Origin of the sequence: Acetobacter conturbans (assembly GCF_011516755.1) — a bacterium.
Lineage (GTDB): Bacteria > Pseudomonadota > Alphaproteobacteria > Acetobacterales > Acetobacteraceae > Acetobacter > Acetobacter conturbans.
On sequence record NZ_WOSY01000002.1, the window covers coordinates 200,545 to 215,491 of the forward strand.

At 61.1% G+C, this 14,947-nt stretch carries 14 protein-coding genes and 1 tRNA gene; 5 read left to right on the forward strand and 10 right to left on the reverse strand.

Annotation, left to right across the window (positions count from 1 at the left end):
- Positions 1-95: 95 nt before the first annotated feature.
- From GOB81_RS02975 to GOB81_RS17615, 9 genes are all read right to left on the reverse strand, one after another.
- Positions 96-914: an MBL fold metallo-hydrolase gene (locus tag GOB81_RS02975; protein ID WP_338421300.1), complete on the reverse strand. Its 819-nt coding sequence runs from the start codon at positions 912-914 to the stop codon at positions 96-98.
- Between the two features lie 45 nt (positions 915-959).
- Positions 960-1,751: a TatD family hydrolase gene (locus GOB81_RS02980; RefSeq protein ID WP_173568880.1), complete on the reverse strand. Its 792-nt coding sequence runs from the start codon at positions 1,749-1,751 to the stop codon at positions 960-962.
- Positions 1,748-3,295, reverse strand: a complete 1,548-nt coding sequence (gene metG, locus GOB81_RS02985) for a methionine--tRNA ligase (RefSeq protein ID WP_173568881.1) — start codon at positions 3,293-3,295, stop codon at positions 1,748-1,750. Before metG ends, GOB81_RS02980 begins: the two co-directional genes overlap by 4 nt.
- Before the next feature lie 172 nt (positions 3,296-3,467).
- The gene (locus tag GOB81_RS02990) at positions 3,468-4,418 is read right to left on the reverse strand and encodes a DNA polymerase III subunit delta' (protein WP_173568987.1); all 951 of its coding nucleotides are present in this window, start codon (positions 4,416-4,418) and stop codon (positions 3,468-3,470) included.
- A gap of 63 nt (positions 4,419-4,481) precedes the next feature.
- On the reverse strand, positions 4,482-5,156 hold the full coding sequence (gene tmk / locus GOB81_RS02995; protein ID WP_173568882.1) for a dTMP kinase: 675 nt from the start codon (positions 5,154-5,156) through the stop codon (positions 4,482-4,484).
- A gap of 4 nt (positions 5,157-5,160) precedes the next feature.
- Entirely contained in the window at positions 5,161-6,492 is a 1,332-nt protein-coding gene (locus GOB81_RS03000) for a serine hydrolase (protein WP_173568883.1), read from the reverse strand.
- 9 nt (positions 6,493-6,501) lie between these two features.
- On the reverse strand, positions 6,502-7,395 hold the full coding sequence (locus GOB81_RS03005) for a septal ring lytic transglycosylase RlpA family protein (protein WP_242010009.1): 894 nt from the start codon (positions 7,393-7,395) through the stop codon (positions 6,502-6,504).
- Positions 7,392-8,393 (reverse strand): lytic murein transglycosylase, encoded by a 1,002-nt coding sequence (locus GOB81_RS03010; protein WP_173568989.1) that lies wholly within the window; start codon positions 8,391-8,393, stop codon positions 7,392-7,394. The genes GOB81_RS03005 and GOB81_RS03010 overlap by 4 nt, the downstream gene beginning before the upstream one ends.
- A gap of 158 nt (positions 8,394-8,551) precedes the next feature.
- Positions 8,552-9,040: a hypothetical protein gene (locus GOB81_RS17615; RefSeq protein ID WP_242010010.1), complete on the reverse strand. Its 489-nt coding sequence runs from the start codon at positions 9,038-9,040 to the stop codon at positions 8,552-8,554.
- A gap of 160 nt (positions 9,041-9,200) precedes the next feature.
- Here GOB81_RS17615 and GOB81_RS03020 point away from each other — a divergent pair, with 160 nt between their 5' ends.
- Both GOB81_RS03020 and GOB81_RS03025 read left to right on the forward strand, forming a co-directional pair.
- The gene (locus tag GOB81_RS03020; RefSeq protein WP_242010011.1) at positions 9,201-9,806 is read left to right on the forward strand and encodes a DedA family protein; all 606 of its coding nucleotides are present in this window, start codon (positions 9,201-9,203) and stop codon (positions 9,804-9,806) included.
- A gap of 189 nt (positions 9,807-9,995) precedes the next feature.
- Positions 9,996-11,060, forward strand: a complete 1,065-nt coding sequence (locus GOB81_RS03025; RefSeq protein ID WP_408736896.1) for a D-alanine--D-alanine ligase — start codon at positions 9,996-9,998, stop codon at positions 11,058-11,060.
- 331 nt (positions 11,061-11,391) lie between these two features.
- On the opposite strand, the gene GOB81_RS03030 is transcribed toward GOB81_RS03025, so the two are convergent.
- A complete protein-coding gene (locus tag GOB81_RS03030) occupies positions 11,392-11,853 on the reverse strand; it encodes an MlaD family protein (protein ID WP_173568884.1) in 462 nt (153 codons plus the stop codon).
- A gap of 386 nt (positions 11,854-12,239) precedes the next feature.
- Between GOB81_RS03030 and GOB81_RS03035 the strand changes: the two genes are divergently transcribed.
- The 3 genes from GOB81_RS03035 to GOB81_RS03045 all read left to right on the forward strand — a co-directional run bounded on the left by GOB81_RS03035 (position 12,240) and on the right by GOB81_RS03045 (position 14,911).
- Positions 12,240-13,103, forward strand: a complete 864-nt coding sequence (locus GOB81_RS03035) for an undecaprenyl-diphosphate phosphatase (RefSeq protein WP_173568993.1) — start codon at positions 12,240-12,242, stop codon at positions 13,101-13,103.
- Between the two features lie 157 nt (positions 13,104-13,260).
- Positions 13,261-14,778, forward strand: a complete 1,518-nt coding sequence (locus GOB81_RS03040; RefSeq protein ID WP_173568994.1) for an amino acid permease — start codon at positions 13,261-13,263, stop codon at positions 14,776-14,778.
- A gap of 58 nt (positions 14,779-14,836) precedes the next feature.
- Positions 14,837-14,911 (forward strand) — tRNA-Met (locus GOB81_RS03045).
- Positions 14,912-14,947 lie beyond the last annotated feature (36 nt).

Sequence of the window (14,947 nt, forward strand, 5' to 3'; positions counted from 1 at the left end):
CTCTTTTGAGGCACCGCAGCGACCAGTACCGCAACGCGGCAAACTGCGTTTTTTGCTGATAAATCGAACGAATCTCGCGATTCGCCTGTTACGAATCAGGGAACCTGCCACGGCGCGGTAAAGGTCAGCCCGTCAAACGCTGCTTCCACGCCCTCGGGCAACGCAAGTTCCATCGTCGCCCAGTCCATGAACGGACCGAGATGTGTCAGGATTGTCCGACGCGGCCGGATTCGGTCCCGCCATTCCAGCACCCGTTCCAGCCATGCATGCGCCGAATGCGGCTTCATCTGGAGGCAATCCACCATCCAGGTATCGACGCCTTCCAGCAGCGAAAACGTCTCTTCGGCCAGCTCGACCACATCCGTGCAGTAAGCGAACCCACCGCACCGGAAACCCAGCGTTGTGATCCGGCCATGCACCTGCTCGAAGACGTCGAGGGAAAGCCCCACCACGTCGAGCCGCTGACCCGGAACGATGACCCGCTCTTCCATACCCGGACGAAATGCGTCCTTCGGGGTCCAGGGACGAAACGCATAGTCAAACCGGTTTCGGATATCGGTCAGCGTCTCCTGCGTGCCGAACGCCTCGACCGGGCGTCCGAGCGCCCAGTTGAAGGGGCGCACGTCATCCAGTCCGGCGATATGGTCAGCATGACTGTGTGTATAGAAAATCGCATCGGCGTAAGGAATACCGTTTGCAATCAGCTGATTGCGCATGTCCGGACCCGTATCGACCAGCAGGCGACGTCCATCCGGTCCCTGTATCACGATGGAGGCGCGGGTCCGGCGATTGCGGGATTCATTCGGATCGCAATCCCCCCACTCCCCGCGCCCATCAGGCCCTCCAATGAGCGGCACGCCGGACGAGCCGCCGCAGCCGAGCACGGTGATGGTAAGCGTGGAGTCGTCAGTCACGATGGCACCGTTCCTCGTATCCGCCTGAGTTTGGGCTGGCCGCGATCAGTGTGCGCGGGTGAACAGATGATGGAAATTGGTCGTCGTTGCGTCGGTGAATGCCTGTAGTTCCAAGCCCTTCAATTGTGCAACTACGCCCGCTGTATAGGCCGTGTATCCGGGCTCATTGCGTTTGCCGCGACGCGGAACAGGCGCAAGAAAAGGCGAATCCGTCTCGACAAAAATCCGGTCCATGGGAACGCTTGCGGCGATATCGCGTAATTCCTGCGATCTGGGGAAGGTCACAATGCCCGAAAAACTCAGATATCCCCCCAGTTCAAGAGCCGTTTTGGCGAGTTCCGGACCCGATGCGAAGCAGTGCAGCAGAAACGGAAACGCGCCGCGTGTCTCGGTTTCTTCCTCCAAAATCGCGGCCATGTCCTCGTCAGCCTCACGGGTGTGAATGACCAGCGGCAGGCCCGTCAGGCGGGCAGCGTGAACATGCTCCCGGAAACTGGCCTTCTGAGTGGGTCGCACGTCTTCCGCACCGTGAAAATAATCCAGCCCGGTCTCGCCGATCGCAATGACTTCCGGATCTTCTGCCAGCTTCACGATGGCAGCGGCGTCCATCGGCGCTTCTTCCATCACATGGTCAGGATGCGTGCCGATGGCGCACCAGATCGACAGGTCGGGACGGCTGTAGCGTGTCAGAGCCTTCTGCTCGGACTGGCGCGACAGGCGCGTGCCGATTGTGACCATCCCTTCCAGCCCGAATTCTTTGGCGCGATCCAGCAGTCCCGGCATTTCCTCTGCCGAGAAATGGTCGAGGTGGCAGTGGGTGTCGATCAGGCCCGTCATTTTGCAGCTTCCGCTTCCGGCTCGACGTAACGAGGGAAAATGCCTTCCGGTTTTGGCAACGCCCGGCCCTCCGGTAGAGGCGTATCCAGCGCTTCAAACGTGCGCTCATCCGCCTGCACGCCGAGTTGCGTGAGCATCCGGTCCATGCTGTCGGGCATATAAGGCTGGAGCACCGTGGCGATGCCACGCAATGCATCAGCCAGCACGCGCAGGACATCCGCCATACGCGCGGGATCGGTCTTTTTCAGCGCCCAGGGTGCCTGATGGTCGATATAGGCATTGCAGGCGCGGATGACTTTCCACACCTCTTCCAGTGCATCCGTCAGGGCCACACGGGCGATCTGCGCTTTCATCAACTCGGGCAGCACGGCCGCCTGTCCGATGAGATGCGTGTCGGCCTCAGTGCGTTGACCCTGTGCTGGCAATACACCCCCACAATTTCGGGCGATCAGCGACAGTGTCCGCTGCCCGAGATTACCGAGATCGTTAGCAAGTTCCACATTCAGGCGGTTGATGAGCGAACGGCGCGACAGGTCGCTGTCACCACCGAACGGCACTTCCCGCATCAGGAAGAAACGGATCGGATCAACGCCGAATTCCTTCGCCAGATCACGCGGGTCGATGACGTTCCCCACCGACTTGCTCATCTTCTCGCCTTCGACCGTCCACCAGCCGTTGGAGAAGACCATGTCCGGCAGTTCAATACCGGCCGCCATCAGGAAAGCAGGCCAGTAAACCGTATGGAAGCGGGCGATATCCTTGCCGACCAGATGCAGGTTGGCAGGCCAGAACTTCATGCGCGGCGCAGTCGTATCCGGGTATCCGAGCGCGGTCAGGTAGTTGGTCAGCGCGTCAAACCACACATACATGACGTGCTCGGCATCGCCCGGAACCGGGACGCCCCACTTGAAGCTTGTGCGGCTGATGGACAGGTCGCGCAGCCCCTGCTTCACGAAGCTGACGATCTCGTTGCGGCGACCGGCAGGGCCGATGAAATGCGGGTGCTTCTCGTACAGTTCGAGAAGACGATCTTCATACGCCGACAGCTTGAAGAAGTAGGACGGCTCGCGCATCCACTCGACCGGCGCACCGGTCGGGGCGACTTTCGTGCCGTCCGGGCGGGTGGTGATCTCGTCCTCGCTGTAAAACGCCTCGTCACGCAGCGCGTACCAGCCTTCATAGGCACCGAGATAGATGTCACCGTTGGCCGCGACCTTCTCCCAGACAGCCTGAGCGCCCGCGATGTGGCGTGGCTCGGTCGTGCGGATGAAGTCATCGTAGGAGATGTTCATCGCATCGGCCATATTGCGGAAATCGGCCGAGATGCGATCGGTAAATGCCTGTGGCGCCTCGCCTGCAGTCTGCGCGGCCTGCTCGACCTTCTGGCCGTGCTCGTCGGTGCCTGTCAGGAAGAACACCTCGTCACCACCCAGACGGTGGAAGCGGGCGACGATGTCGGCTGCGATGGAGGTGTAGGCATGGCCGATATGAGGCGCGCCGTTCACATAGTAGATCGGGGTCGTGACGTAGAAACGGCCGGTCATGTCCTGCTCTTCGTTATGTCTGCCTGTTGGATCGGGCATATGACGAGACGTTCAGGATAGCACGCCGAACGCCGCGTGGGGATGCGCGATCCGGATCAATGTGTGCATCCATATCGGAACGCCGCCTCGGATGCGACCCCTGCCGAAGGCAAATCGGCCCTGTCCAGGGGATCTAGGTACCCTGCCCCGCAGCGGTCAGCGCCTCGATGATCGCTTCCTGCTTGTCGAGGTTGAAATTCTCGGTCCGCGCCCGGATTTCCGCGACCTGCCGCCATGCGTCGGCAAGTCTGACGCCTCGCTGAATCTGCGTTGGAGCGATGGAGCGCGCCTCGTCCGCGATGGCGCTGCCCAGCAACGTGAAAAACAGCGCAAAGACTGTCTCCCCCCCCCGTGAGAGCGTCTCTGCTGCATCCAGAATGCGGGCGATGGACATGCCGCTCACAGCCTCCCGCACGAGCCTGTCAATCGCGCCCCCCTTGTCTGCCAGCAGCGACAGGGCCCGTCCCGGTGAGCCGTCTGAAAGCGGCACGACACGCTCGATTTCAGAGGATTCTGCATCGGGCGCATTGTCCCGCAGCACGGCCCGGACATCGGCACCACTCAACGGGGCAATGGACATTTTCCGCACGCGACTGCGGATCGTGGGCAGCAGCGCACCCGGCGTGGCGCTGGTAAGGATCAAAATGGCGCGGGCCGGTGGTTCTTCGAGGATTTTAAGCAGCGCATTCGCGGCGTTGCGGTTCATCGCCTCGGCTGTGTCGATGAGGACCACGCGCCATCCGCCTTCCGCCGCCGTACGGTGCATGAAGCCGTTGATGGGGCGGATGTCATCGGCGACGATCTCGCCCCGGAACTTCTGCCGCTTCTCGTCAAAAGCACGTCCTACGGCCAGCAGGTCGGGATGCGATCCGGCTGTAACGAGACGCCCTGCGGGGGATGCACCATCTTCGGCGTTCAGAAGTTTGCGGCCCATGCGAAAGGCGAGCGGCATCTTTCCGATGCCTTCCGGTCCCGTCAGCAACCACGCATGATGGAGCCGTCCGGAAGCGATGGCATCAGAGAAGGTGTGGAACGCGGCATCGTGCCCGATCACATGCAGCGAAGCGCGGCGGGCATTCTCTATGGGCGAGACGATTGCGTCAGGATCGATTTCCGCAGCGGAAGTGGCGCGTCGGGCCGCCACCGCTCAGCGTTTTTCCAGAAAGGTCTGGACCAGCCCCACCACCCTGTCGGTGATGGTGGCTACATCCTCGTTTTCCGAGGAGACACGGGCAAAGCGTGCGGGCTCAGACTCAGCGATCCTGCAAAACCCTGCCGAAACGCGCTCATGAAACGCCCGGTCCGCGCTTTCATAGCGATCCAGCGGCACCGGTTTCCCAGTGGCGCTCGCAGCCCGTGCCTTGATGCGATTGTAACCGGTCTCGAGGCCGACTTCGAACAGGATGGTCAGGTCCGGTTTGATTCCGACCAGCCCGCTCAGGGACTGGATCATCGCAATCAGGGCCGGATCGCCGTCACCACGGCCGTATCCCTGATAGGCCATGGTCGAATCGTAGAAGCGATCACACAGCACGATCTTCCCTGCCGTGACGGCGGGAATGATGACCTGATCCACATGATCGCAGCGGGCCGCGAAGTGGGTCATGATCTCGGCGCGGGCCGAAAGGTCGTGGCCACCGAACAGCAGCAGTTCCCGCAGCGCCTCGGCACCGGGAGAACCGCCCGGCTCGCGGGTGGCGACCACGTCGTAACCAAGCTGCTCCAGCCGGGGGGCCACGGCCCGCAACTGAGTGGATTTGCCAGCCCCTTCACCACCCTCGAAGGTAATGAAGGCACCGGTTCTCTTGGCTGTGTCGGTCACGGGATCAGTGATGCTTCATGCCCAGACGGGCTGCGATCCGACCGCCGAACCCGAGTCTGGCCACAGCCGCTCCCGCTTCCAGCGGCACGGTGATGACGGTTGCCTGCGGGACTGGAGCCACTACGGGAGCAGCAGGCGCGCCGCCAACCACGGCAACCGGCTGCGGTGGCACGACAGATCCGGCCGTCGGATTGGCTGGCAATGTGATCGTAAGCTGGCCCACGGGCTGCCCGGCCGTCACAGGAGCCACCACCGGCGACGGGTAATCCACGGCGACATGCACGCGGGACTGCCATCCATGAGGAAGCAGGAATGTGACGTCGCGGGAAGCGACAAGCGGAACTGTTCCCGCCTCACCCATCCAGACAGGGGCCTGCTCTATGACCTGCCCTTTGCGTGCGATCACGGCCTGCTCGAAGTTGGCGAACGACCATGCCAGCAGGCGTTCCCCTTCATGGGCGCGGGCATTGGAAGAGGACAGGCCATTGATCGCCATCACCACACGGCGGCTCTCCCGCTTGGAGGAAGCGCAGAGACCGAAGCCACCCGCATCGGTATGGCCCGTCTTGAGACCGTCAGCGAGTCCTTTGTCCACCAGGACGTTCCGGTTGCCCTGATTGATCTTGTTGAAGGCGAAGGAGGTCTCGGAGAAGAAGTGATAATATTGCGGGAAATCGCGGATGAGGTGTGTCGCGATGGTGCAGACATCCCGCGCCGACATGTAGTGGCCTTCAGCGGGCCAGCCGGTCGTGTTCATGAAATGCGAGTTGCTCATGCCCAGCTTGGCGGCCGTATCGTTCATCAGCGCGACGAACTGCTCCTCGGAGCCGGAAATGCCTTCCGCCAGCACGATACAGGCGTCGTTGCCGGACTGGATCAGCATGCCCTGAATGAGATCCTGCACCGCGATGCTCTCACCCAGCGGCACGAACATCTTGGAGCCCTGCATCCGCCAGGCGCGCTCGCTGACCGGCAGCATCTGGTCGAGCTTGATACGCCCCGCCCCCAGCATGCCGAAGACGACATAGGCCGTCATCATCTTGGTCAGGGAAGACGGCGGCATATGCTCGTCCGCCGCTTTCTCCAGCAGCACCTGTCCGCTGTCGAAATCGGTGATGCAGGCCCATCGGGCGGGGGTGTCCACCGGCCCGATGGGCGTCATGGCTGGCGTCGAATCGACGGCAACTGCCTCAGCCGCCGGGGCGGACCGGGCATGCCGGGCGGCATGCTTCGGTTTCGCCGCCAGTGCGGAGCCTGAAAGGCCGGGCGTCAGGAGCCCGGTGCTGCCGGTCAGTACGGCGGCGCCGCTCGCAAGAAGAATCCGTCGGGTCTGCACGTTTCAATCCTATTCGACGACGATATGAGCACCCGTTAACCCGAGGGCCAAGGCGCGGTCCAGTGCTGTATCGGCTTCATTAACTGTCTGAAACGGCCCCACGCGCACAGCCCACGCGGGTCCGCTGTTATCGGTGGTAAGCTGGACCGTCCCGTTTGACGTCCTTGCTTCCATCTCAGCATAGGGCCTGCGGGTGAAACGCCCCACTTCGATCCACAGACTCCCGGTCGTCGGGAAGCTCTGCATATAGGCCACAGGCAGATCAGGCAGGCGCACCGGCTGGCGGGGGCCAAGCTGCGTCGTGACGGGAGCGGCGGCAGGCGATGCCTTCGCCCCCACGCCAAGAGTTTCCACTTCGACGTTGCCCACCGGTGCTGCTGTCATGTCGAGCAGCGGTCCGCCCGGAAGCGTTTCAGCAAAGGTGCGGCTCGGCAGGTCGTCCTCGATAACCTCCACCCGTGTCGGTTCGCTGCCCATGCCCAGAGCCACGGCAGCCTGCGGGGTGATCGAGAGAAGACGACCGTGCGGGACGGGGCCGCGATCATTGAGGCGGATCGTGATCTGGCGGCCATTATCCAGATTACGAACGGTGACCTGCACTGGAAGCTGGAGGGTTGGATGCGCCCCCGTCATGGCTTTGGGATCGTAGAGTTCACCATCCCCCGTGACGCGCGGCGCGATGTTGGAATCGACCACGGCAAGACCGGTCTCGCGATAGGCGAATTCCTGTCGCGGATAGAGCCACACGCCATCCGCGTGATAGGCTGGCCCGACTTCATAATGCACATGCTGCGTGACAGGCGCGGATACCGGCTTGTGACAGGATGCGAGCAGAAGCATGGACACCGGCACCAGCCAGCGCCTCACTACATGATGCGGGACACCGCCCGCCTCATGGTTCATGTGGTAAGATCACCCATCAGTCCGACACCCAGCGCGTAATAATCGGAAGGGTTATAGCGGCGGATGACGTTGAAATTGTGGTAGACCATGAAGGCCTCCCCGCCCGCCCCATCCGGACGCACGATCGCGCCTTCAATCGCAGGACGGGTGAACGCTGTGCCATCCTGCCTGCGCACTCCGGCTTCCATCCACGCGCTAAGGGTTCGCGTGCGGTCCCGACCGACTTCCGATTGCGGCAGCGTCTCCGGCACGGTGATCGCCTGCCCCCACGGTTCGCCGGTGCGCCAGCCACTCTTTCCCAGATAATTGCCGATCGACATCAGCACATCGGGGACACTCTTCCAGATATCCGCCCGCGATGACCCGTCAAAAGCGCGCGCATATTTCAGATAGGCACTCGGCATGAACTGCGGCTGACCCATCGCCCCGGCATAGCTGCCGGACATGGCTGCGGGGGCAATGCGTCCCTCGTTCAGGATCTGGAGAGCCTTCAACAGTTCGGAACGGAAAAACGATGCCCGACGACCGTCATAGGCCAGAGTCGCCAGCGCATCGACAATATTGAAGCCGCCCGTAATGCGACCGTAATAGGATTCCAGCCCCCAGATTCCCATGACCGGGGAGCGGTCAACGCCCGTCGACGCTTCGACGCTGGTGAGCGTGCCATGCTGACCGGTATAAGCCGTACGGCCTGCGTCGATCTTGGCCTGCGTCAGCACCTTGGCGCGATACTGCGCCCATGTCATCGTGAATTCCGGCTGATGCCGGTCAAGCTGGAGCACTTTGGCGTTGGGCTGGTGGGTCTGGGCGAGTGCTTCGCCCACGATGGTCTCCGACAGCCCCATGCCAAGGGCCTGACTGCGCACGCCCGTGAGAAACTCACTATAGGCCCCAGTGGCATGGCGGGTAGCGGCTTGAGCGCCCCGAATGCGGACCAATCCGGCAGAGCCGGTCCCGACAAGAGCCAGTCCGCCAAGTGCGGCCCGCCGCCCGATCATACGAGTCATGCCGGAAAATTCTCCAATCTTCTGTGCTTCACCCTGAAACAACCGCCTGCCCGGAGGCGCCAGCGCACCACCTTCTACTGCGAACACAGGCCCTGCTCCAGAGGAGGAAATCATGCGCAGGGTTTTATCTGGGTTGTGTGATCAGCCGGTCACTCGGGCTTCAGCCGCCGCCTGTCCGCGCTTCCGTAAAAAACGAAATGCTCGAACGGATTGATTCCCGCAGCCTCGACGTCCGGATTGGCGGCCAGATAGTCGCGAATGTCAAAATAGGGGTTGGGATTACGACCCTCTTTCCAGCCGATCTTACGGAAATGCAGGCTGGGATCCATGTTGGATTGCCGGACGTCCACGTAGGTTTTCATATACCAGGCACGATCGAAATATCGGCAGCCCAGCGGCAACGCTTTGGCTTCCTGCGGGCTAAGGCGCACCGGCTCAGGATGGCGTGGTTCCGGGATGGTCGTGATTACAGAAGGCTTTTCCCGGCGAGAAACGGGACGGCGCCGGACGCCGAGCGCCGCAGGGGCACCCCGATCTCCCACTGCCTTGCGCAGAGCCGTAAGCCGTCCCTCTCCGGACGCCGCGAGGCCGGGAATTTCATGAGCCAGTTCACTGATGGAGCAAAGTTTAGCTGACAATAAAAATCACCTCCCACATTGGAACCGTTATTATTTACGGCCTTAAGCCCTGCGCTAACTATTTTTTAACATACAGGAATGTCTGCCAAGCGGAAAATGCCTGCCGGAGAGGCGCTCGTGGAATTGGAGTTCGCATGCGAACCGTGCAAGAAGCCCCTGAATGGCATTCGATCCGTCCAGCCCCCTGATCGCATGGCTCTCCGCCGCCGCCCATAATCCGTTTGGGCAGGCCGCCGCCATCATCCTCGGCACATTCATCCTTGAAGACGGCGCGACGATTCTCACCGCCATCGCCGTCGGAGACGGTACGGTGGGTGGAGCGCTCGCGCTGGTGTCGCTCTATATAGGGATCATCACGGGGGATGCTGGCCTGTACGGGCTCGGTCGGCTTGCGGCGTTATGGCCAGCGGCACGGCGATGGGCACCCTCATCCGCGAAAAACGGTGCGCCTGCGCCGACAAAATGGTGGAAAGGAAGAGCCCTTTTCCGGGTCATTTTCCTCTCCCGCTTTATCCCCGGCACTAGACTGCCGATCTATACGGCGAGCGGATTTTTCAACGCAGGTTTCGGTATATTCATTCTGGCCACAGCAATCGCCACGCTGTTCTGGACAACCTCCCTGTTTGCGCTGTCGCTGAAAATGGGCCAGATCCTGCTTGATGAACTGGGCGCGTGGCGCTGGGCTGGCATTGCCGGCTTCATTGCGGCAATCGTTCTGGTCGGGCGTCAGGTCGCCCGTATGCAGCCGTCATCTTCGCGAGGTTAAGCCAGAATGGATCATCTGCACGGAATGGACCTTTCTGACGTCTGCACGGACGTTTCTCCAGAAACACCACAGTCATCCAGTCCCTCGGCTTCTTCCGGGGCACCCCTTTCGGCACGCGCATACCCGGATGGCCCCGTCCCCTCTCTCCAGCCTGAAAAGCGGTCTTTCGCCGCGAAGCTGCTCAATCGCCTGAAACAGCAGCCGGACGCTGCGGAACCGGTCAGCTTTTTCGAGTTCTGGCCCGGCTGGCTGTTCTACACACCGATTGTCGCATACTGGATCGCGCTCGGTGTGCGTTACCGCGACTTCGGCATGCCCACTGCAGCCAATCCGCTGATCTCGACCGGCGGCCTCTGCGGTGAAAGCAAAAGTTCCATCCTCGACATGGCTGGCCCTTACGCCAGACGCTTCATCGCGCCTTATGTCATTCTGGATACCGATCGCGACGATCTGGCCCGCGCGGAAGCGGCTCTTGATGCTGCCGGCATTACCGGCCCGGTCGTGGTCAAACCCGACATTGGCTGCAACGGCACGGGCGTCAAGCTCGCGCGCACCCGTGCCGTTCTGGGGGACGTGCTGGCGGAATTTCCCCGTGGTGTCCGACTGGCCCTGCAACGTCTGATCACCTGGGAACACGAAGCCGGTCTGTTCTACATCCGCCATGCGGATGAACCACGCGGCCGGATCACTTCCGTCACATACAAGGACGTCCCGGTCCTGCTGGGCGATGGCACCTCCACCGTTTCCGAACTGCTTGAGCGCGACCCGCGTACACGGCTTCTGCCCCACATCTACCGCCCGCGCCTCGTCGATCGTCTGCAGGACATTCTCCCGAAAGGCGGACGCCTGCCGCTCGTCTTCACGGGCAATCACTGCAAGGGGTCAGTATTCCGCAACGGAATCAATGATATAACGCCCGAACTTACGGACGTTCTCGACCGAATCATGCGGGATTTCCCCGAATTCCATTTCGGGCGTGTGGACGTGAAGTTCCGCTCAGTCGAGGCCCTGAGGCAGGGCAAGGATTTCGAGATCATCGAAATCAATGGCGTGGGTTCGGAAGCGACCCATATCTGGGACGCCCGCACCACCCTGCGGGAAGCCTATGCCACGCAGTTTCACCATTACGGGGAAGCATTCAGGATCGGCGCTGAAAATCGGCGGAAAGGATGGAAATCCACCACCCTCCCAGCAGGTATCCGTCTCTGGCTGGAGCAGCGCCGCCTGCTCCGCTCCTATCCTCTGAACGACTAGATTCCTTAAGAGGCTGTTTCAAAAGCTCTCTGCTGAGCGCGATCACTCCTGAGGGTGTGCACGACTGGCGTGGGTTTTTGAGCACCGAAGCGAAGCGGCCATGCGGGGCGTGAGCATCGGAGCACAGAACAAAACCGCCGAATTGGCCGCAGGGAGGTTCTGAAACAACCTCTCCGTTGAGCGAGAGCGTCCTGATGGGGCGCGACCGGCATGGATTTTTACGCATTGAAGCGGGAAAACCGTGGGAACCGTTAGCATCGGCGCGCCGGACCGTCAGCAGAAAACGTTTTGATCGGCCTCTAAACTCTGACCTGCGAGACCAGCAGAGCGATCACTCGACGGGCAGGCCGCCATTTCCGAAGATATAGTTGCTCACCTGTTGTTCCAGACTGACCGGTTCGCGGGTGTTCGCGATGACGTCGGCCGCTTTGGTCATAGCCGTCGATGTTCCCGGCTCGATCATAAGGGTATTATCACCGGAAAGCGTCATCGAGCCGACGCTCAGAACACTGTCCATCGGAAAATGCAGCGTGTCGTTCACTTCAAAATCGACCACAGCCATCTGCGTTTGCGGATCAAGATGGACCGAAGAGACTCGTCCGACCGGAACACCCCCCAGAACGACCCGCGCGCCCGGAGCAAGACCATTCGCCGAAACAAAGGTGGCTGACAGGGGATAACGACTCACGCCGAAGCTGGTCTGCATGCCGTGAGCATAAAGCGCGAATCCCGCCGCCGCCGCCAGAACGGCGAAGCTGAAAACGGCAGTTCCTGTATGGCGGCGACGAGCCATTGTCCTGCAACTCCTCTTCGGGCGTCAGGGACGACCCATTCCCGCCCAATAAGGCTGCGCAGCGTCTCATGGTCAAGCGGCGATGCCTTAAGAGGCTGTTTCAAAAGCTCTCTGCGGACAATTCGGCGCACCTTATTCTGTGCTCCGATACACACGACCCGCATGGCCGCTTCGCTTCAGTGCTCAACAACCCACGCCGGTCGCGCACATCCTCAAGGGCGGTCGCGCTCACCAGAGAGCTTTTGAAACAGCCTCTAATATTCCGTGTAACGTCAAAAGGGTAACAAAGGCAGTATCGTTCCGGGACAAGGCACGTTAACTTCTCAGCGAATATTTTCCGATTCACATCGGAGCATTTGATCGTTTCTCTCGAACGGGTTGATTACATGACGCTGTTGCAGACCCTCCTCATTGCCATTCTACAAGGCGCAACCGAACTGTTCCCGGTTAGCAGCCTGGGTCACGCGGTGCTGCTGCCGGCGCTGCTACACTGGCCGTTCGACGAAAATGATCCGATCTTTCTGCCTTTCCTGGTGATGCTACATCTCGGCACGTCCGTCGCTCTTTTCGTGTTCTTCTGGCGGGACTGGGCGGCGATCATCGGTGGCGCGCTGGGTCTGTACGGACGCCGCTACCGTATGGAAAGCTTCCGTATCCTGATGCTGCTTGGCATCGCCACAGTTCCTGCCGTGCTGGTTGGCGGCCTGCTTGAGCATCTGCTGCGTCATCTTTTCGGCTCACCGTTTCCGGTGGCTGGCCTGCTGGTGGCAAACGGCCTGATGCTGCTCATCGTCGAGAGGCTGAAGGCAAGCGGCGTGACCAGCGTTTCCAACTCCAGTGCCGAACGCCCGATCGCGAGCCTGAGTGCGAGTGATGCTGTTTTCATCGGCCTGTTCCAGTGTCTCGCCCTGCTCCCCGGCATGTCGCGCTCCGGCGCCACGATCGCAGGTGGCCTGCTGCGTGGACTGCACCACGATGTCGCGGCCCGCTTCTCCTTCCTGATGGCTGAACCGATCATCCTCGCGGCCACAGCGCATCAGTTCATGAAAATGCGGCATATGCAGATCACGCATGAGCAGATTCATCTCGGCATGATCGGCGCAGGTGTCGCCGGGGTTACCGCGCTGATCAGCACGGCTGTCCTGATGCGTTACTTCCGCAATCACGACAACTGGGCACTGGCGCCGTTCGCCTATTACTGCATCGCGCTGGGTCTGGGCTCGCTCGTCTATCTGGGTGGCTTTCTCTAAGCCGCCTGCCTTTCTGACAAATCTGGCCTCCCTTCCCCACAATTTTTTCTGCCGGGAAGGAAGACCACCTGCGGTCCAGACACGGAAAACGATGTTCCCTGTTTGCGGCAGGTGACCTTTATGCTTGTCATTCCCTACAGAGCAGGTTTTCGCAATCATGACGGAGCAGCGCCGGAAAACAGTAGAGCAGGTCGTCCGGGCCAGTGAAGAATCCGGCTTGCGGCGGACGATGGGGCCGGTTCAGCTCACCATGCTCGGGGTCGGGTCCACGATTGGCGCCGGCATTTATGTGATGGCTGGAACAGCCGCCGCCAACTATGCCGGTCCTGCCGTTATCCTCTCCTTTGTCATTGCCGGGCTGGCCTGCCTGTTCACTGCATTTTCCTATGCCGAGCTGGCATCCTCCATGCCCGTCGCAGGCTCTGCCTACACTTACGCTTACGTCTCCATGGGCGAACGAACGGCCTGGTGGGTAGGCTGGCTGCTTCTGCTGGAATATGGCGTGTCCTGCGCCGGTGTGGCGTCCGGTTTCTCCGGATACGCCGTCAGCCTGCTGCATGATCTGGGGGTCAACGTGCCCGCCGCCCTGCACCTTCCTTTTGTCTCTGCCTCCCTGACACCAACGGGCACGAAACTCTCCACCGGCCTGAGGTTCGACCTGCCGGCAGCGGCTTCGGTGCTGGCGGTGACGTTTCTGCTTATGCGCGGCACCCGGGAATCGGTGGCCGTCAACACGGCGATTGTCCTGTTGAAATCCATCGTGCTCGTCATCTTTGTGGCAGTGGGCATCAAAGCGATTCATCCCGCCTACTGGCACCCTTTTCTACCTCCGCAGGAAGGAACGTTCCGTTACGGGATTCCCGGTGTCTTTCGTGCCGCCTCCGTGGTGTTCTTCGCTTATGTCGGGTTCGAGGCCGTCTCGACCGCTTCCACGGAAGCACGCTCTCCTCGCCGGGATATCCCCATCGGGATCATCGGCTCGCTGCTGATCTGCACGCTGGTCTATCTGGCTGTTTCAGCAGTGCTGACAGGCGTTGTGCCCTGGCAGAAACTCGACGTACCGGACCCTCTTGCTCTTGCCGCAGATGCCATCGGCTCCCCTTCTCTGGCGCTGCTGGTGAAGATGGCCGGTGTCATCGGGCTGTGTTCGGTGCTGTTCGGGCTGCTTTACGGCCAGAGCCGGATCTTTTTCGCCATGGCGCAGGACGGTCTTCTTCCGCCCCTCTTCAACCGACTCCACCCCCGCTTCCATACACCCGCCACGGGATCGCTTCTGCTCGGCGTTCTCGTGGCCATAGCCACTGCCACCCTGCCCATCGACATCATCAGCGATCTGGTGAGCATCGGCACGGCTGCCGCCTTCGGTGTGGTAAATCTGACCGTGATCCGCGACCGCACGATAAGGCCACATGCCTTACGCCCTTACGGCGTTCCGCTGGGAGCACTGTGGATAGGTAAAGTATGGCTGGGGCTGACGCCTCTTCTGGGCATTCTGTTTGCTCTGGTCATGATGCTGCCTCTCGTGTCCGAACTCCTGAATGGCCTTCTGTCGGGGAATCCGGTTCCCGTGTTTCTTCTGGGAACATATTTCGCTTGTGGCGCGGGCCTTTACCACTTTTACGGCCGCTCCCATTCAAGGTTTTCCGGTGGTCTTGCCCCTCTGTCATCACGCTGATGTCTGAAGGGTTGACTTGCTCGTCACATCTGGATAGTTCAGCCCTCACCGGCGCAATGGCGGCGTAGCTCAGCGGTAGAGCAGGGGAATCATAATCCCTTGGTCGGCGGTTCAAATCCGTCCGCCGCTACCATTGCCCGGTTTCCCCTCTCTTTCTGATAAAATAAAC

Coding starts and splice junctions, on each gene's coding strand:
- GOB81_RS02980 (WP_173568880.1), bottom strand. CDS start 1,751: ATGACGGGCCTGATCGACACCCACTGCCACCTCGACCATTTCTCGGCA.
- metG (WP_173568881.1), bottom strand. CDS start 3,295: ATGACCGGCCGTTTCTACGTCACGACCCCGATCTACTATGTGAACGGC.
- GOB81_RS03005 (WP_242010009.1), bottom strand. CDS start 7,395: ATGAACCATGAGGCGGGCGGTGTCCCGCATCATGTAGTGAGGCGCTGG.
- GOB81_RS03010 (WP_173568989.1), bottom strand. CDS start 8,393: ATGATCGGGCGGCGGGCCGCACTTGGCGGACTGGCTCTTGTCGGGACC.
- GOB81_RS03020 (WP_242010011.1), top strand. CDS start 9,201: ATGGCATTCGATCCGTCCAGCCCCCTGATCGCATGGCTCTCCGCCGCC.
- GOB81_RS03030 (WP_173568884.1), bottom strand. CDS start 11,853: ATGGCTCGTCGCCGCCATACAGGAACTGCCGTTTTCAGCTTCGCCGTT.
- GOB81_RS03035 (WP_173568993.1), top strand. CDS start 12,240: ATGACGCTGTTGCAGACCCTCCTCATTGCCATTCTACAAGGCGCAACC.
- GOB81_RS03040 (WP_173568994.1), top strand. CDS start 13,261: ATGACGGAGCAGCGCCGGAAAACAGTAGAGCAGGTCGTCCGGGCCAGT.